Origin of the sequence: Thermotoga sp. Mc24 (assembly GCF_000784835.1) — a bacterium.
Taxonomy (GTDB): Bacteria; Thermotogota; Thermotogae; order Thermotogales; family Thermotogaceae; genus Thermotoga.
The window spans coordinates 93,163-109,655 of record NZ_JSFH01000002.1; the positions used below are offsets into that span (position 1 = coordinate 93,163).

General features: G+C 46.2%; 22 protein-coding genes and 1 tRNA gene. 8 read left to right on the top strand and 15 right to left on the bottom strand.

Annotated elements, in window-relative coordinates:
* Positions 1-8 precede the first annotated feature (8 nt).
* The 7 genes from MC24_RS00440 to MC24_RS00470 are packed head-to-tail and all read left to right on the top strand — an operon-like array spanning position 9 to position 5,445.
* Positions 9-1,139, top strand: coding sequence for a dihydroorotase (locus MC24_RS00440; RefSeq protein ID WP_038051557.1), 1,131 nt, complete (start codon positions 9-11; stop codon positions 1,137-1,139).
* Entirely contained in the window at positions 1,102-1,755 is a 654-nt protein-coding gene (locus MC24_RS00445) for an iron-sulfur cluster-binding protein (RefSeq protein WP_038050869.1), read from the top strand. The genes MC24_RS00440 and MC24_RS00445 overlap by 38 nt, the downstream gene beginning before the upstream one ends.
* Complete coding sequence (locus MC24_RS00450; protein ID WP_038051485.1) at positions 1,743-2,555, top strand: tRNA-dihydrouridine synthase; 813 nt, start codon at positions 1,743-1,745, stop codon at positions 2,553-2,555. Before MC24_RS00445 ends, MC24_RS00450 begins: the two co-directional genes overlap by 13 nt.
* Entirely contained in the window at positions 2,552-3,157 is a 606-nt protein-coding gene (gene pyrF / locus MC24_RS00455; RefSeq protein WP_038051487.1) for an orotidine-5'-phosphate decarboxylase, read from the top strand. Before MC24_RS00450 ends, pyrF begins: the two co-directional genes overlap by 4 nt.
* Positions 3,154-3,717, top strand: coding sequence for an orotate phosphoribosyltransferase (pyrE, locus tag MC24_RS00460; protein ID WP_038051489.1), 564 nt, complete (start codon positions 3,154-3,156; stop codon positions 3,715-3,717). Before pyrF ends, pyrE begins: the two co-directional genes overlap by 4 nt.
* A complete protein-coding gene (locus tag MC24_RS00465; protein ID WP_038051492.1) occupies positions 3,714-5,018 on the top strand; it encodes an amidohydrolase in 1,305 nt (434 codons plus the stop codon). Before pyrE ends, MC24_RS00465 begins: the two co-directional genes overlap by 4 nt.
* Positions 4,993-5,445, top strand: coding sequence for a hypothetical protein (locus MC24_RS00470; protein ID WP_052125259.1), 453 nt, complete (start codon positions 4,993-4,995; stop codon positions 5,443-5,445). Before MC24_RS00465 ends, MC24_RS00470 begins: the two co-directional genes overlap by 26 nt.
* Positions 5,446-5,449: 4 nt before the next feature.
* Here the strand turns inward: MC24_RS00470 and MC24_RS00475 are convergent, their stop codons facing one another.
* The 8 genes from MC24_RS00475 to MC24_RS00510 form a co-directional block, all read right to left on the bottom strand.
* Positions 5,450-6,376, bottom strand: coding sequence for a type II restriction-modification system DNA methyltransferase (locus MC24_RS00475; protein WP_038051494.1), 927 nt, complete (start codon positions 6,374-6,376; stop codon positions 5,450-5,452).
* 33 nt (positions 6,377-6,409) lie between these two features.
* Positions 6,410-6,486: transfer RNA gene (locus tag MC24_RS00480), tRNA-Thr, on the bottom strand.
* Positions 6,487-6,525: 39 nt separating this feature from the next.
* Entirely contained in the window at positions 6,526-7,509 is a 984-nt protein-coding gene (locus MC24_RS00485; RefSeq protein WP_038051497.1) for a phosphoglycerate dehydrogenase, read from the bottom strand.
* A gap of 17 nt (positions 7,510-7,526) precedes the next feature.
* Positions 7,527-8,369 (bottom strand): MurR/RpiR family transcriptional regulator, encoded by an 843-nt coding sequence (locus tag MC24_RS00490; protein ID WP_038051508.1) that lies wholly within the window; start codon positions 8,367-8,369, stop codon positions 7,527-7,529.
* Between the two features lie 12 nt (positions 8,370-8,381).
* Positions 8,382-9,137, bottom strand: a complete 756-nt coding sequence (locus MC24_RS00495; protein ID WP_004083078.1) for an SDR family NAD(P)-dependent oxidoreductase — start codon at positions 9,135-9,137, stop codon at positions 8,382-8,384.
* 15 nt (positions 9,138-9,152) lie between these two features.
* Positions 9,153-10,436 carry a TRAP transporter large permease subunit gene (locus MC24_RS00500; protein ID WP_004083077.1) on the bottom strand — a complete coding sequence of 428 codons (1,284 nt, stop codon included), beginning with the start codon at positions 10,434-10,436 and terminating at the stop codon, positions 9,153-9,155.
* A 1-nt stretch (position 10,437) separates the two neighbouring features.
* Complete coding sequence (locus MC24_RS00505) at positions 10,438-10,917, bottom strand: TRAP transporter small permease (RefSeq protein ID WP_038051511.1); 480 nt, start codon at positions 10,915-10,917, stop codon at positions 10,438-10,440.
* Positions 10,918-10,985: 68 nt separating this feature from the next.
* Entirely contained in the window at positions 10,986-11,996 is a 1,011-nt protein-coding gene (locus tag MC24_RS00510; protein WP_004083072.1) for a C4-dicarboxylate TRAP transporter substrate-binding protein, read from the bottom strand.
* A gap of 153 nt (positions 11,997-12,149) precedes the next feature.
* On the opposite strand from MC24_RS00510, the gene MC24_RS00515 reads away from it, so the two are divergent.
* Positions 12,150-12,734 (top strand): ThuA domain-containing protein, encoded by a 585-nt coding sequence (locus MC24_RS00515; RefSeq protein WP_038051514.1) that lies wholly within the window; start codon positions 12,150-12,152, stop codon positions 12,732-12,734.
* On the opposite strand, the gene MC24_RS00520 is transcribed toward MC24_RS00515, so the two are convergent.
* The 7 genes from MC24_RS00520 to MC24_RS00545 are packed head-to-tail and all read right to left on the bottom strand — an operon-like array spanning position 12,719 to position 16,493.
* The gene (locus tag MC24_RS00520; RefSeq protein ID WP_004083068.1) at positions 12,719-12,922 is read right to left on the bottom strand and encodes a heavy-metal-associated domain-containing protein; all 204 of its coding nucleotides are present in this window, start codon (positions 12,920-12,922) and stop codon (positions 12,719-12,721) included. The two genes, MC24_RS00515 and MC24_RS00520, sit on opposite strands and share 16 nt — an antisense overlap.
* A gap of 12 nt (positions 12,923-12,934) precedes the next feature.
* Positions 12,935-13,177, bottom strand: coding sequence for a DUF542 domain-containing protein (locus tag MC24_RS00525; protein WP_235280264.1), 243 nt, complete (start codon positions 13,175-13,177; stop codon positions 12,935-12,937).
* Entirely contained in the window at positions 13,170-13,535 is a 366-nt protein-coding gene (locus tag MC24_RS09755; protein ID WP_235280265.1) for a class I SAM-dependent methyltransferase, read from the bottom strand. The genes MC24_RS00525 and MC24_RS09755 overlap by 8 nt, the downstream gene beginning before the upstream one ends.
* Positions 13,532-13,792, bottom strand: coding sequence for a class I SAM-dependent methyltransferase (locus MC24_RS09760; RefSeq protein WP_235280266.1), 261 nt, complete (start codon positions 13,790-13,792; stop codon positions 13,532-13,534). The genes MC24_RS09755 and MC24_RS09760 overlap by 4 nt, the downstream gene beginning before the upstream one ends.
* The gene (locus MC24_RS00535) at positions 13,789-15,969 is read right to left on the bottom strand and encodes a heavy metal translocating P-type ATPase (protein WP_038051516.1); all 2,181 of its coding nucleotides are present in this window, start codon (positions 15,967-15,969) and stop codon (positions 13,789-13,791) included. The genes MC24_RS09760 and MC24_RS00535 overlap by 4 nt, the downstream gene beginning before the upstream one ends.
* Positions 15,926-16,252 (bottom strand): carboxymuconolactone decarboxylase family protein, encoded by a 327-nt coding sequence (locus MC24_RS00540; protein WP_004083056.1) that lies wholly within the window; start codon positions 16,250-16,252, stop codon positions 15,926-15,928. Before MC24_RS00540 ends, MC24_RS00535 begins: the two co-directional genes overlap by 44 nt.
* A complete protein-coding gene (locus MC24_RS00545) occupies positions 16,245-16,493 on the bottom strand; it encodes an SHOCT domain-containing protein (protein WP_038051518.1) in 249 nt (82 codons plus the stop codon). Before MC24_RS00545 ends, MC24_RS00540 begins: the two co-directional genes overlap by 8 nt.

The following is a 16,493-nucleotide window of genomic DNA, read 5'->3' on the forward strand; positions in this document are numbered from 1 at the left end:
GGAAAAGCGTGAGGATCTACGATCCGTTTAGAAAGAAATGGATAGAAGAAGAAATAGAAACACCCTTTCCCTCGAAAGGATTGGTTGCCACGTTTCCCTTTGTCGATCTTCACGTTCATGTTCGTCTCAACGGTGGAGAAGATTACAGCTCCTTAGAAGAAGCCTCCCTTGTGGGAGGCTTTTTTAAAGTGGTGGTACAGCCCAACACAAAGCCGCCCATAGAAAGCAAAGAAGTTCTGGAAAGACATCTGGATCTCTCCAGAAACAGAGCGGTCGAGTTTCTCTTTGCCGTTTCTCCCTTCGGATCGATCGAAGCTGAAGGAGAAAGAGTGGTGGGCTTTTCAACGGACGGCATAGAGTGCGACTACCCTACACTCATTGAAACAATGAAAAAGAAAAAGAAAGCCCTCTGGTTCGACCACAGCCAGATGTACGAGGTGGATGGAATCTTCTACGAGGGGGCTCCTTTGCCGTTTCAGAAAAGACCGAGATCGAACGAAGCGATAGCCATAACACGAACCGTTTTGACGGGCCTTGAGTACGGATTCGAAAGATTCCACATCCAGCACGTAACAACGAAGTACTCCGTAGAAGTGATATCGTTTTTGAAGAATCTAGCAAAGGTCAGCTGTGAAGTAACACCACACCATCTGTTTTTCTGCTACGAAGACATCAAAAACACGAACTTCAAGATCAACCCTCCTCTCGGATCTCCAGAAGACAGAAAAGCTCTCATCGAAGCCGTGAAGAAAGATGTGATCGATGTTTTAGCGACAGATCACGCGCCACACCACGAAAAACCAGACGATTTTCTCACCGCTCCTTACGGCTCAACATCCATAGAAATCGCCTTTCCTGCCTATTACACAGCCCTAGGTGATCTCGAACTCGTCGTAGAAAAACTCACGAAAAAGCCCCTCGAAGTGCTTGGTGTTGAAGCTCGTCTCACAGAAGATACTCTTGTGTTCATCGATCCGAAGGCGGAGTTCATCGTGGATGCAAAAAAATTCAAAAGCAAAGGGAAGAATTCCATGTTCGACGGTGTCAGACTGAAGGGAAAAGTGGTCGCTCTTAAACTCAAAGGAAGATGGGTGATGATAGATGGAGAGGTTATTGCTGACCAAAAAGAAAACGATTAGAGTGAACGAGGATACCTGGATCGTTCTCTTCGAGGAACGGATTGATTTCTCTCCAGGACAGTTCGTCATGCTGGAGACACCGAAACTCGTCAGAAAGCCTTTCGTTCTCGGATACTGGGAAGATCACACGGCGATCTCCGTTCAGGTGAAGGGAAAGGGAACGAAGTGGATCGTCGAAGAAGCAGAGAAGATAAAAGGTCACGGTCCTCTTGGAAACGGCTTCGAAAAGCCTGGAAAAGGCCTTCTCATCATCTCTCCCACATGCCTCACAATGGCCGAAGCGCTTCGAAAGAAGATGAACGTAGATGTACTCGTGGGAAGCAGAACTCCCTTCCAGATACCGCTCGAACACGAAACGGCCGTTGGTGATGAGGAGTTTTTGAGAAAACTCTCCTCCACGGGAGAGTACGACTGGTACCTCGTCTCCGGTTCTCGGGGAATGGAAAAAGTCTGCTGGGAACACCTGAGAGGAAAAGAAGTTTACTTCTCGCTCGAAGAATACATGGGATGCGGAATAGGAGCGTGTAAGTCCTGTGCCGTCTTCACAAAAGAGGGTGTGAAACACGTCTGCACCGATGGCCCCATATTCAGAGGTGATGAACTGTGCTGGAGCTGAAACCTCCCCTTGTTCTTCTCTCCGGTCCTGCCGGCTTTGGAGAGTATCTGAAGCTCATGGATCACAGATACGTGGGCGGTGTTTTGCTGAAAACCGTCACGCTCCATCCGAAAGAAGGAAACCCCACTCCTAGAATGGCAGACAGCGATTTCTACGTGATAAACAGGATCGGACTGGAAAATCCCGGAATACACGCGTTCGTTGAAAACGTTCCAGAACTTCCTGTTCCCATGATCGCAAGTCTCGGCGGTGATTCTTTCGAGGAGTATCTGGAAGTGGCCCGTGTGTTCAAGAAAGTAGCAGACAGATTCCATGCGGTGGAGTTCAATTTCTCCTGTCCGAACGTGAAAGAAGGAGGACTCTCCATAGTCAAAAACGCGGAAGAGTGGAAGAAACTCCTGAACACACTCAGAAAGGAACTTCCCGACTCCTTCCTGATAGCGAAAGTGGGAGTAGAGGGTATCTTTGTGGAAGACGCCGCGGAGTTTGTGATGAAAACAGGGTGGGACGGAATCACGCTCGTGAACACGGTGAGGGGGTTGCATTTTGAAAAAGACACGATGATCTTAGGAGGACTTTCTGGTCCCGTGCTGAAACCGATCGCCCTCAGGGCAGTGTACGAAGTGAAGAAAAGATTCCCAGAACTCTTTGTGATAGCAAGTGGTGGCGTGTACTCCGTGAAAGACGCAGAAGAATTCTTAAAAGTGGGAGCGGACGTGATAGGGGTCGGAAGCGCTCTCTTCAAAGATCCTGGTGTTGTGGAAGAAATTGGAAAATATCTGCTGGAGGTGAAAAGATGATACCTGTTCTCAGTCTGGACATGGAAGATCCTATCAGATTCATCGACGAAAACGGCAGTTTCGAAGTGGTGAAGGTGGGTCACAACCTCGCCATACACGGGAAAAAGATCTTCGACGAGCTCGCAAAGAGAAATTTGAAGATAATCCTCGACCTGAAGTTCTGCGATATCCCTTCAACGGTGGAACGTTCCATAAAGAGCTGGGATCACCCGGCGATCATAGGTTTCACAGTTCACTCCTGCGCTGGATACGAAAGCGTGGAGAGGGCTCTCAGTGCAACAGACAAACACGTGTTCGTTGTGGTGAAACTCACTTCCATGGAAGGATCCCTCGAGGATTACATGGACAGGATAGAAAAACTGAACAAGCTTGGGTGTGATTTCGTGCTTCCCGGTCCATGGGCAAAGGCTCTGAGAGAGAAGATAAAAGGCAAAATTCTCGTTCCCGGCATCAGAATGGAAGTGAAAGCAGACGATCAAAAGGACGTCGTAACGCTCGAAGAGATGAAGGGAATAGCGAATTTTGCTGTGCTCGGAAGAGAGATCTACCTGAGCGAAAATCCCAGAGAAAAGATCAAAAGGATAAAGGAGATGAGACTGTGATAAAGGAAATCCTCGAGAAAACCGGTGCTTTGATGGAAGGGCACTTCATTCTCTCTTCCGGGAAACACTCCTCAAGATACGTGCAGTGCGCACGTCTTTTCGAGTTTCCAGAGTACGGCGACGTCGTGGGAGAAGAATTAGCAAAGCTTCTGAGGAAGTACGATGTTGAAACAGTAGTGGGTCCCGCAATGGGGGGAGTAATACTCTCGTACGTCGTTGCAAGGTACCTGAAAGCGAGGTCGTTGTTCGCGGAAAGAGAAAACGGAGTGATGAAACTAAGAAGGGGTTTTTTCGTGAAACCTGGAGAAAAAGTAGCGGTAGTTGAAGACGTGGTGACCACGGGTGGTTCTGTGAAGGAAGTGATAGAGCTCTTGAAAGAGTATGGAGCAAACGTGGTGTGTGTGGGTTCCATCATCGATCGCTCCGGCGGAAAAGTGGACTTTGGAGTTCCGTTCGAAAGTCTTCTGAAGCTCGACCTTCCGGTTTACGATCCTGAAGACTGTCCACTCTGCAAACAGGGAATCCCGGCAGAAAAACCGGGAAGCAGGGGATTGAAATGATAATAAAAGGTGCCCTGGTGTGGAGCGGAAAGGAGTTCGTTCAAAAAGATCTGTTCGTGGAAAACGGAGAATTCGTCGAAAAATCGAGTGAACCTGTCATCGATGCGAAAGGATACTTCCTCGTTCCTGGCTTTGTCGATTCACACGCACACGTTGTGGGAACGGGCTTTTCGAAACTCAGTGTCCAGTTCAACGATTGGGACGAGCTCTTCGAAAGAGACCTCACCGGTGAAGTCGTGGTGGGAAGAGGCTGGTTTGAAGAACCAGACGGATCGGTTGTTGAGAGACTGGACAGAATCGAAGTGCCTGTCTTTCTCATAAGACGGTGCGGTCACAAAGCGTTTCTCAACAAAAAAGCGATGGAGGTTCTGGGAGTCGAAGAAAGGTATCTCGTAGAGAACTTGGAAAAGATCTACGAGTACGTCTTCAAAGAGAAAATGGCCGAATTCTACAGGGTTGGAGAAGAGGAATTTCTCAAACACGGTGTGACTTTTGTTCAGAGCGACGATCTTTACGGTGTGAGCGTGGAAAGGCTTCTTTCCATTATAAAACACTCCAGAATCAGACTCTTCGAGAAGCTGAAACCAAAGGATCTAAAACCCGAACACTTCGGAGATCTCAACGAGAGAGTACACGTTAAAGGTGTCAAAGTCTTCATGGACGGCTCCCTTGGAGCAAAAACGGCTCTCATCTCCGGTGAATACGACGACGGAACACAGGGTGTGCAACTTCTCACAGAAGAAAGACTCGAAGAACTGTCTCGCTTCTGCGACGAACACGATCTAATTCTGAACGTTCATGCCATAGGGGACAGGGCGGTGAGTCTTGTTCTCGATGTTCTCGAAAGACACCGCGGTCACAGAATCATCCACGCTCAGTTCGTTCAAGAAAAAGATCTACAGCGAGCAAAAAACACCACTTTTTCCGTTCAGCCTCATTTCTTCTTCGAAGACCAGCCCCTTTTGGAGAAGGTGAAGGTGAACGCGCTTCACTACCCGTTCTATAGAATGTTCAAAGCGGGTGTTTCCATCTCCTTCTCTTCGGATTCCCCCGTTTCACCGTGTGATCCAAAATATATCGCAGAACACGCGCTCAAAATGGGTTTTTCCAGAGGAGAAACGTTCTATCTGATGACGGAAGCGGGGGCAAGCCAGGTAGGAATAAAAACAGGAAGGATAGAAGCAGGGTACAGAGCAGATTTCTGCCTCTACGAAAGAGATCCACTTCTTTTCGAGGACGATCCCGTTGCGGTGTTCGTGGAGGGGGTGAAGATTTATGAGAAAAACGGATCCTCTCATTGACATTTTCAAGAAGAACAAAGAGAGAATCGATATCCTTGGAAAAGCATGGGATATCTTTTATTTTGAAGGAAGAGCTCCCGATGTAGGTAAAAGGCGCGAGAATTTCATAGTTGAGATGCTAAGAAAAGAACTTCCACACCTCATAAAATCCGTTAATCAAGCCCTGGACACAGAAAGAAACTGGGATATTGAAATAACTTTTCAAGACGGCTCAACAAAGAGGTACAGTATAAAAACAACTGAAGGATTTTCCAAGTTGGGGGAGTACTATTCACTCCCGAACAGCAACACAAACCCACGTGGTTTCGGATTGAAGAGTTCCACTGTAAGAAGACTGATCGAGCTTTCAAAAGAAGAGGGAAATTATCTCGAAATCGATTACAAACCTTTTCCCGCTGAATTGATGCCCAAAGCGAAAGAAGAATAAAATATCACCAGTGATCTTCAAAAAGAGTAGGTTTGCTGAGAATATCCTTTACTCTCTCTTCGGCCTTTTTTACGTATTCGGGATTTATCTCTATTCCAACAAAATGCCGCCCTGTTTTAACGGCAGCTACACATGTTGTCCCTACACCGGCAAAAGGATCGAGAACAACATCTCCTTTAAAGGTGTAGAGCTGTATACAACGGTAGGGAAGTTCTTCAGGGAAGGGAGCAGGATGTCCTACTCTCTTAGCTGACTCTGGGGGAAACTTCCAAACACTCCTTGTGAATTCTAAAAATTCTTCTCTTGTTATTGTTGATTCTACTTCTCTATCACTGGGTTTTCTTCGCTTTAGATCTCCTTTACTCATTACAATGATATACTCGTGTTGATCCCTTAGCACAGGATTCACAGGCGACATCCACGAACCCCATGCAGTCGAAGAACCGCTCACCGCTTCTCCTTTGTCCCAAATGATCTCTCCACGTATCAAAAAGCCTATCTTTTCAAACAAATGGATGAGATACGCATGGAGCGGAATGTAAGGTTTTCTTCCAAGATTTGCTACATTGAAACAGACTCTTCCACCCCAGACGAGAATCCTGTACACTTCCTTCATGACCTCTTCTATGAATTCAAGGTATTCATCAAGAGTCATGTCTTCATCGTATTCTTTCCCTACATTGTACGGAGGTGAAGTTACCATGAGATGTATCGAACGATCAGGTATTTTTTTCAGAACTTCTCTGGCATCTCCCTCAATGACTTTGTCTAAGAGATTTTCAGGAAGTGGGTTCTCGATGAAATCTTCCTCTGAAGGTTTTGGAAGGGAAAAGTTGGAATAGATCGCTCTACTATAAAATGGAGACGAATCGTGGCTTTCCCTGCCTTTTACTCCAAACGAACTGGTTCTTGTTGATCTTCTTCTCTTCACAATGTCATCCCCTGGGGATAGGAAAATAGAAAATGGAGCAGGCGGTGGGACTCGAACCCACACCCTCCGCCTTACCAAGGCGGCGCTCCACCGCTTGAAGCTACGCCTGCTCGCCTCTGTGGTTATTTTAACACACGAACCTTTTCTATTCAAGATATTTCCTGATAACCCTTTTCTTTCAAAATTCGGATCACTTCTTTATTCACCACGTACCTTGGTATTCTACCTTTGAAGAAATCCACAATAGATTGGGCGGCCATCATGTTCATTCTGAAGATGGCTTCCTTTGTGTGTGCACCTATATGCGCCGTGGTGATGAGATTGGGACATTCGAAAAGAGGTGAATTGGTATCTGGAGGTTCTTCAGAAAAGACGTCCAAGGCTGCACCCGCTATTCTTCCTTCTTTCAAAGCTTTCACAAGCGCTTCTTCATCCACCAGCTCTCCGCGGGAGGTGTTGATCAAAAAAGCAGATTTCTTCATGAGTGAAAGTTCTCTTTCTCCTATCATGTTCTTTGTGCTTTCGTTCAGCGGAACATGGAGTGAGACGAAATCGCTTTCCTTCAAAAGCTGTTCCAGATCATCAACAGGGGTGGCTTCCAGTAATCTAACACTATCTTTGCTCACGTAAGGATCGTAGACCAGTACGTTCATTCCAAGGCAGACAGCCTTTTTAACCACTTCTCTTCCTATCGAGCCAAACCCCACCATACCCAGTATTTTTCCAGAAACTTCCTGTCCCACCGTTCCTTCCCATCTTCTTTCGAGAAACAGTTTGTTATGAGCCCATACAAGTCCCCTACTCAGTGCGAAGATGAAAGCGATTGTAAGTTCCGCAACAGAAAGGGAATTCGCACCGGCTGTGATGGTAACGGGAATACCTTTCTTCGTGGCAGCTTCCAAATCTATGTTGTCCACTCCCACACCGTGCTTTGCTATGATCTTGAGACTGGAGTTTTCTACCATTTCCGCTGTTAGAGGGTTTGTCCCCACGATCAAAGCATCTGCTTCTCTCAAGACATCGGGGTCTATAGTATCAGACCTTATTATTTCGAAACCTTCCTTTCTGAGGAATTCGACAGGTTCCTGAGAGTACTTTCCGAAGGTTCGTGTCACGATCAATATTTTTTTCATATCTTCCCCCTCCAGGTTCAGTACTTCAATTCTGAGACTGCGAGTCTACTCTTGTTGAGATTTTCTATTGCCCTTGGATCTCTTGCTGCTAAGAGTGTGTATATCGTGTCAAGAATCACAAGCTGGACTATCCTCGAAGTCATTGCATCGGTTCTTATTTTCGTTTCTTTCGTATTGGTGGCAAGAACAACATCTGAGTACTTCGCGAGCGTGGATTTTCTGTTTCCTGTGATTGTAACAACTGGCATTTTCATTTCTTTCGCTTTCTTAGCGAAGTTCACCACGGAGATCGTTTCTCCAGTGTGCGATATGGCAACCAGCAGATCGCTTGGTGAGGCTGTGGCAAGAATGGCTGCTATGATGTGTTCATCGTTGGAAAACAGACAGTTTTTTCCAATTCTTGTGAATTTATGAAACGCATCGAAGGCAACGGCGGCCGAAGCTGCAAAACCAATGAATATGATCCTCTGAGCGTTTTTGAACAGATCGACGGTTCTTTCAATGGAATCGATATCCAGCCAGTTCAGTGTGTCTAGAATGGCTCTCACCGTTGCTTTGAATATCTTTTCCGTGATGGTTTTCGTATCGTCCTCACTTGAGACATCTTCGTAGACGATCTCGAGCGGTGCCCTGGAGATACTCTGGGCTAAAAGCACCTTGAACTGCTGAAAGCTGTTTAACCCCAGTTTTTTGTAAAACTTCACGACGGAAGCTTCACTTTTTACACCGGCTTTCATGCTGAGATCACTGATGGAGCTTTCTATGATACTCCTCGGATCTGCCAGAACGACATCTGCGATTTGTTTTTCCGCATTCGTGAACTCATCGTATTTTTCCTTTATCCTCTGAATAACATCCACACTAAGACCTCCTCACACAGCGGTAGAACCTCCATCTATGTTTATGATACTGCCCGTCATAAATCCGGCTTCGTCACACGCTGCAAAGAGGATCGCGAAGGCGATTTCCTCCTCTTTTCCCAGTCTCTTCATAGGGATCCTGGAGGTCATTTTTTTCAGGAGTTCTTCTGGATTTGGAGAAGCCTTCACCCTCGCCATGAGTCCCTCAGACTGAGTGGTACCCGGGCACACCGCGTTGACCCTGATTCCATAATCGACGTAATCGACGGCAAGAGATCTTGTAAGTCCCAGGAGTGCAGCTTTTGAAACACTGTAGACACACCTTCTTGGAATTCCTATGAGTCCTGCTTCGGAGGAAACGTTTACAATGACTCCTCCGCCTTGCTTTTTCATCTGCTCAACGGCATATTTTGAGAGAAGAAAAGGCCCTTTGACATTCACAGCCATTGTTTTATCAAAATCTTCCTCCGAAGTCTCTTCTATGTTTCCATAAGGTACGATGCCAGCGTTGTTCACCAGGATGTCGAGCCTTCCGAACGTTTCCACCGTTTTCTTCACTATCTGTTCTGCATCTTTCGCTACATCTCCGAAGATAAACGCAGCTTCTCCTCCCATGCTCTTTATCAGCTCCACAGTTTCTTTTCCTTTTTCTTCAGAGATATCGTTGATCGCTACTTTTGCCCCTCTTTCTGCGAACATAACGGCTGCTTTCTTTCCAATACCGGAACCTGCTCCTGTTATTAAAACCACTTTTCCCTGGAAATTCATATCTCTGCTCCCTCCTCATCCAAAGATGAGATTCGGAATGAACAATACGATCTGTGGGAAGAAGATGACTATAAGTATCGCCAGTATCGTCACAAACAAGAAAGGCCAGGATGCCTGTATGTACTCTTCCATAGTCGCATCGAGTACCGAGCAACCTGCGTACATAGAAGCACCTACAGGAGGTGTCTGGTTACCCATAGCAGCGGATAAAATGAATACCAGACCGAAGTGAACTGGATCTATTCCCACCTGTTCTGCCACAGGAAGCAAGATTGCCGTGAGCATGAGAATCAAAGCCGTTGCATCGACAAACAGACCGGCAAAAACCAAGAATAAAGAGATCATTATCATCAGAACGTTTGGATTGGAAGATATTCCCAGGAGAAATTCCGCGAGCTTTTCCGGTATTCTTTCCCAGATCATACCGTAACCGAAAATTGTAGACATCGAAAGTATGAACATCACACTCCCGATATCACCAAGAGAATTCTCCAGGGTTTCCCAGTAAAAGGTTTTGAGAGACATCTCTCTGTGTATTATGAATCCCACCAGCATTCCGTACAAAACCGCGAAGGAACCAACCTCTGAAGGGGTAAAGATACCGCCTCTCAGACCCACAATCAGCAAAACCGGAAACATAAGAGCCCAGATGCTCTTTCCCAGAGATCTGAAAACTTCATTTACCGGTGCTCGTCTCTCTCGTTCGGGTGCAAGGTTCAATCTTTTAGCAACAAACCATATGGTGATCATGTACACGATCATCAAAAGAAGACCGGGTCCTATTCCTGCCGCGAAGAGCCTTCCTATAGAGACCTGACCGATCGTACCGTAAATGATGAAAGCGATACCAGGGGGAATGATCGGGGTGATCAGAGACGTCCAGACATTCACGGCAACTGCGAAACCTCTTGGATAACCTCGTTTGAGCATCTCTGGACCGAGCATCCTTGTTTCCATAGCTGCGTCTGCAATACTGGATCCGGAAACTCCTCCCATCAACGTGGAAAGAACAGCTGAAACCTGACCGAGTCCTCCTCTCATGTGACCAACGAGGGTGGAGGCAAAATCGAGGAGTCTTCTCGTCACTCCAGCAGAATTCATCACATTTCCAGCCACAATGAACATGGGAATAGCAAGCAACGTGAAATTCACCGTTTGAGAAAGCAGTCTCTGTATCGGAATGGTGATAGGTAGTTCAGGATGTTGGAGAAACCAGAGAAACCCGGATATTCCTATAGCAAAGGCAACAGGCATTCCAAGCATCAGAAAAACAGCAAAGGCGATGAGAACTATGATCATGTCATCTTTCCTCCTTCTTGTTGCCTCTGAATTCTCCTATCAGCTTCAGTACAGTTGTTCTGAAGAGCAGAATCGCACCAACAGGAACACTAAGTGTAACCCACGTGTAGCTAAAGTTCGGTATCCCTACGAAGGTTCTGTATCTTGTTTTATAGGAAAGATAAAAGCCCCACACAATGAGATAAACAATGAAGGCAAGAATGATAAGGTAATTCACTATTCTGATGATTTTCTGAGTTCTTTCGGAGAATTTCTTCACAAGTATATCTACCGACATCATTTTGTTTTCACGCCAGGCTACATCGACTGCAAAGAAACAAGCCCAGGCAAAGAGAAAACTACTCATATCAACAGCCCAGTTTATTGGATGCTTTAGAAATCTGGCAACCCCTGAAGCAAAGACAAGAACAATCATAGCCATAAGGAGAATCTTGGCGGCGTGCTTCTCAAACTTCAAAAGAATTTGGTCCACTTTTTTCACGTCTCTCACCTCTGTCTGAATTAGAGTGAAAGAAAGCCCGACCCAGAAAGGGCCGGGTAAGTTAATAATTACTCTCCCTTCACTTCCTTGATCAGCTGGTTGAGGGCATTCTCAAGACCGAGATTTTTGTAAGCCTGTTTTGCCTTTTCCATGAAAGCCTCTTTGTCGATTTCAGAAGCTGGTATCACTGCCATACCCTTTTCGATACACTTCTGTTTGTATTCTTCTTCGAGTTCTTTCATGATTTTGAGAGAGACTTCGATTCCCGCTTTGTCCATCTCTTCCTCAATAATCTTCTGATATTCCTTAGGCAGGCTGTTGAACCAGTCTGCGCTGACGATTTCGAAGTTGATGAGGAGGAAATGACCTGTTTCAGACATGTACTTCAAAACTTCGTAGAGACCGCCGTTGTAAACATTTGCGTAGGTGAGTTCCGCTCCATCAACTGCTCTTGTCTGAACCGCTGTGTAGATCTCTCCGAAGTTGACAGCAACAGGGATAGCACCGAGAGATCTTATGGATTCCTGCCATGCTGGTGCACCGGGAGTTCTGATTCTCAAGCCATTCAGATCTTCCGGTTTCCTGATAGGTTTGTTTGTCACAAAGTGTCTGTAACCCTGCACCCAATAGAAGGAGAGAACTTTTATGCCGAATCTCTGTTCAAGTTCCTTCAACCACTTCTGCATTGTCGGAGACTGTTTGATCTTCTTCAGAACCTCAATTGCCTCTTCAGGAGTTTTTGCACCCATGAAGTCGATGAAGTATGCAAGATTCATGACACCGATGTCTTTAACGTACATTCCAAGCCTCGCAGAGTCCGTGTTCCATCCCACAGGTGCTCCCATTCTGATCTGTTCGATGATGTCCTCTTCCACTCCGAGCTGAGAGCTCGGGAAAACCTCAATTCTAACGTCGCCGTTCGTTTTCTCTTCAACTGCTTTGGCCCATTTCAGAAACGCCTGATGGTACGGTTCACCTGGAGCAAGAACGTGTCCAAATCTCAGTGTGTACTTCGCGCCAAATACCGCTGACACCAAAAATACACCCAAGACTAGGATCAGAAGAAGCCTTCTACTCATTAATCCACACCTCCTCGTTAAAAATATTTTTTTCTTATGACCATATAACCATATCTTTGCAAAAAAATTTTATGTCTAAATCGAATTGGAAGTCAATGGTTAATATTTTTGTTACATAACGTGGTGATAGGATACTGATGAGGAGGGGTTGAGATGACAGCTTTTTCTTTTCTTGGAGATAAGTACCACGATCACGATCTCTTTCTGGAAACTTTGAAGTATGCCTTAAACTGTGAGATTAATGATCTTCGTCCTGAGGATTTCCCGGAGATCAGAAAACTCCCAGATCTTGTTGTCATAGGACGATGGAACCTTCTCGATGATGAAACACCGTGGCTCAAAGAGGGAGACATCAAGATCCTGGAAGACTATGTGAGATCTGGAGGAAAACTCTTCGTCTGGCACTCCGGCCTTGCACGTTTTCCAGAGAGTTACAACGGACTCGTTGGAGGAAGGTTCATCCACCATCCACCTCAGAAAAAAGTGAGATACTACGGCAAGGACATCGAATTTGAGTTTGTGGATGAACACTATTTTGTGGATCTGTATTCCGATGTAGAGATATTCCTCTGGAGCGAGTCGGACGATGGAACTTCCATTGCGGGCTGGAGAAGAAGATACCACAACGGAAAAATACTGGCCCTCACACCTGCTCACAGCGAGGGCCTGAAGGATCAGGTCTTTAGAGATTTTTTGAAAAAAGTTCTCAACACCTTTGTTAATCAGACTTCCTGGTAACTCTCCACCGGATAGTCGATCTCCTCGAGTTTCTTCAGAACACTGTCCAGATTTTCCGTTTCAACGACCACCTTTTTCTCTTCCACACTCACCTCGTAGTTTTTAACACCCAATTCTTCCAGCGCCTTCGAAATTCTCATTTTGCAGTGATTGCAGGAAATATCTGGAACATAGAGAACGTACCTCATGGCAGCACCTCCTCACAGAAACTGAGATTCTATCTCTTTTATTATCCTCTCTTCCTCGTTGATCTCTTCCACAACTCTGTTGAGATCTTCCAGAACCTCTTCAACATCCAGGCCCTTCTTTTCACAGGCATCTTTCAAACTTTCCATCTTTGCACAGCAAGTATCAAAGCCGTATTTTCTGAGTGTCCTTTCCAGTCTCTCGTGGGCTTCCATGATCTCCTTGAGAGTGGAATCTTCTTTTATCTTCTCAACCACTTTCCTCACCTCCTTTTCTGGCAACTATCAAACGTACCACATCACCCAAGAGGTGTTTTTCTTCTTCGATCACAAATCCTGCTTTTTTTATGTTATCAACCGTTTTTCTGAGCATGCTCGTTCCCCAAAGAAGTTTCGTGAAGATGTGCATCAAAAACAAAATCACGTTAACGTACCATTTTCTGCTTCTCATGTGTTCGAGAAAAACGGCTTTTCCAGAAGGTCTGAGAACTCTGTGAACTTCCTTCAAACCTTTCACAGGATCAGGCACTGTGCAGAAAACGAACGTAGAAACAGCACAGTCGTACTCTCCGTCTGAAAAAGGAAGATTCTGAACGTCCGCTCTCAACAACTTCACCTTTTTTCTGGAAACTTTTTTAACCTTTCCTGACACACCCTGAGCATTCCTTCACTGATATCTACACCCACGACGTTCATATCGTCCGAATAGTACGGAACGTTCTTTCCGGTGCCGATACCAACTTCCAATATTTTCTTCTCTTCTACTCTTTTGAAGAGTTCTTCACGAAACCGTGAGAAAAATTTTTTCTCGATAAAACTTTCGAACTTATCGTACAGTGCTGCAAATCTGTCGTACTTTCTCTCAACACTCACTCTCTCACCCTCATAGAATTGAGGGTCACGGTGATGGAACTGAACGCCATGGCGAGTTCCGCAATCACCGGATGAAGCAGTCCCATCATCGCCATGGGAATAGCTATCACGTTGTAGAAGAAGGCCCAGAAGAGATTCTGTTTTATGATTTTGAACGTCTTTCTCGATATTTCTATCGCATCGACGACTTTCGATATGCCACCCTTTGTTATGATGATGTCTGCACTGTCGATAGCAAGGTCTGTTCCTGAACCTATCGCTATTCCAACATCGGCTCCTTTCAGAGCAGCGGCATCGTTCATGCCGTCTCCCACCATCGCGACTTTCTTTCCATGTGCCTGGTAAGATCTTACAAGATCAAGTTTCTCAGAAGGCTTCACACCTGCATGGAACTTCTCTATTCCAAGGCGTCTTGCAACCGCCCTTGCGGTCTTTTCATTGTCTCCCGTTATCATGACAGGTTCTATTCCCATCTCTTTGAGTCTTCTCACGGCCTCGGGACTGTCTTCTCGGATCGGATCTTCTATTGCGAGAAATCCCACAACTTCACCGTTTCTTCTCACCTCGACAATGGTCTTTCCTTCCTCCAAAAGAGACTCGTACTTTGAGTAATCCAGAGGTTTCCCGACGAAATACTCCTCTCCTCCGTAGAGTGCCCTTACCCCTTCTCCCGGAATCTCCTCCACGCTCTCCACTTCGACCACATCCTGAGATAGCTCAGAAATTGCCTTCGCGAGCGGATGGTTCGAGTTCCTTTCTATACTTGCAACTATTCTGATCAGTTCAGCGGAGAGATCGTGATTCACCACCTTCGGACTACCTTCGGTGAGCGTTCCCGTCTTGTCCGTGAGAACCACCCCTACATCCTTCGATGTCTGAATCGCCTCGGCGTTTCTTATGAGAAGGCCCTTCTTTGCCGCAAGTCCCGTTCCAGTTACAAGCGCCATGGGAGTTGCAAGACCGAGAGCACACGGACACGCTATGACAATCGTTGCAACAAAGACGAAGATAGAAAATGTCAGCGGGTCACTGGTTTGTATGATCCAAGGGAAGATTTCTCTTGCCTTTTCTACAAAGGGAAGGAACCGTTCGTAATTGAAGTACCACACCAGAGCGCTGGTTATAGCGAGGACGATGATCGTGGGAACAAACCACATGGTGATCCTGTCGGCCAGAGCCTGGATCGGTACCTTCGAACCTTGCGCTTCCTGAATCAATTTGACCATTTGGGACAAAAAGGTGTCTTCTCCTACCTTTGTGACTTTTATTTTGATAGGACTCGATACGTTCAAAGAACCACCGATCACTTCATCGTTTTCTTTCTTCAAAACCGGTATGGATTCACCCGTGACCACAGATTCGTCGATCGAAGACTGCCCTTCCACGATCACCCCATCCACGGGGATTCTTTCACCGGGTTTTACCAGCACGATGAAACCCTCTTTCACCGCCTCTATCGGCATCATCACTTCTCCTTCGTCGGTGATGACGCGGGCTTCTTTTGCTTGAAGTTTCAGAAGGGCTTTGATTTCTTTGCTGGCCCTGTCGCGCAGGTAAGATTCTATGAAACGTCCCGTGATGTGGAACGCAACGATCATCGCACCGATGGCACCAAAGGACATTACAGGAAGTCCCACACTGTCAAGAACAGCGGTCACCCAAGAAGTCACCGCACCGAAGAAGATGAGCGTGTCCATGTTTGTGTGTTTGTGTGTGAGGGCTATCCATGCCCCTCTGATCGTTCCTCTGCCCACATAGAACGTAACGAACGCACCCGCGAAAACCTCTATCCAGGTGAAATAAGGCACCTCAGAAACAAACATGTGATAGATCATGAGGAGGGCAAGAGGGGCCGTGACAAGCCAGGCAAGAATCAGATTTCTCTTCGACTCTTCGTATCGCTTTCTTTCCACATCTTCCGGAGATTCTGTTGTTACTCCGTATCCTACTTCCTCCACAGCTTTTTTGATTTCCTCGAAGGATATCTCTTTCTCTGCCACTATGAACCCCGTTGAAGTGGCAAGATTCACAGCCGCGAACTTCACCCCGTCGAGTTTTTTCAGGGCCTTTTCAACGGTTTTCGCACAGGTGGCGCACGTCATTCCTGTCACAGTGAAGGTCTTCTTTATCTCCTCATTCTTCGCAGCACGATCCTCCATCGTTTTCTGATCGCTCATACTGCCACACCTCCCTCGCCCAGGTTTCTGCGATGCAGGCTCCCATGGTGACAGCAACTTCGAGGATCTCTTTTATTTCATCCTTTGTGGCACCCATTTCAATTGCTTTTTGATAGTACCCCTGAGCACAGGGCTTGCACTTTTCCACAACCGCTATGGCTAAGGCTGCCAGCACCTTGTACTTTGCAGGTATCGATCCATCAGAAAAGGCCTTATTTCTCATCCTCACAACCGCACCGCTCACCTCAGGGAATTCTCTTCTCCACCTTTCGAATTCATTCATTTTGGATCTTCCTTCTCATTCTCTCATACTCTTCTTCCGTGATTTCGCCACGGGCAAACCTTTCCTTCAGTATCTCAAGAGCTCTATCAGTTCTTTCCACTCTTTCATGTCTTTCTCCTCCAAGCCACCTGAAGAGAAAGACAAAAAGAAACACCAGAATAACTGCCCAGAAAATCATCATGATAACTCCTCCCCAGTTCCAGGGCCAGAAGCCCCAGCTCCAAAAACAGAATGGACACAT

What these genes read in the sequence shown, in the direction of transcription:
- MC24_RS00445 (WP_038050869.1), top strand. Translation starts at nt 1,102, where the DNA reads ATGGAGAGGTTATTGCTGACCAAAAAGAAAACGATTAGAGTGAACGAG.
- pyrF (WP_038051487.1), top strand. Translation starts at nt 2,552, where the DNA reads ATGATACCTGTTCTCAGTCTGGACATGGAAGATCCTATCAGATTCATC.
- MC24_RS00465 (WP_038051492.1), top strand. Translation starts at nt 3,714, where the DNA reads ATGATAATAAAAGGTGCCCTGGTGTGGAGCGGAAAGGAGTTCGTTCAA.
- MC24_RS00470 (WP_052125259.1), top strand. Translation starts at nt 4,993, where the DNA reads ATGAGAAAAACGGATCCTCTCATTGACATTTTCAAGAAGAACAAAGAG.
- MC24_RS00485 (WP_038051497.1), bottom strand. Translation starts at nt 7,509, where the DNA reads ATGAAAAAAATATTGATCGTGACACGAACCTTCGGAAAGTACTCTCAG.
- MC24_RS00495 (WP_004083078.1), bottom strand. Translation starts at nt 9,137, where the DNA reads ATGAATTTCCAGGGAAAAGTGGTTTTAATAACAGGAGCAGGTTCCGGT.
- MC24_RS00500 (WP_004083077.1), bottom strand. Translation starts at nt 10,436, where the DNA reads ATGATCATAGTTCTCATCGCCTTTGCTGTTTTTCTGATGCTTGGAATG.
- MC24_RS00510 (WP_004083072.1), bottom strand. Translation starts at nt 11,996, where the DNA reads ATGAGTAGAAGGCTTCTTCTGATCCTAGTCTTGGGTGTATTTTTGGTG.
- MC24_RS00515 (WP_038051514.1), top strand. Translation starts at nt 12,150, where the DNA reads ATGACAGCTTTTTCTTTTCTTGGAGATAAGTACCACGATCACGATCTC.
- MC24_RS00520 (WP_004083068.1), bottom strand. Translation starts at nt 12,922, where the DNA reads ATGAGGTACGTTCTCTATGTTCCAGATATTTCCTGCAATCACTGCAAA.
- MC24_RS00535 (WP_038051516.1), bottom strand. Translation starts at nt 15,969, where the DNA reads ATGAGCGATCAGAAAACGATGGAGGATCGTGCTGCGAAGAATGAGGAG.
- MC24_RS00540 (WP_004083056.1), bottom strand. Translation starts at nt 16,252, where the DNA reads ATGAATGAATTCGAAAGGTGGAGAAGAGAATTCCCTGAGGTGAGCGGT.
- MC24_RS00545 (WP_038051518.1), bottom strand. Translation starts at nt 16,493, where the DNA reads ATGTGTCCATTCTGTTTTTGGAGCTGGGGCTTCTGGCCCTGGAACTGG.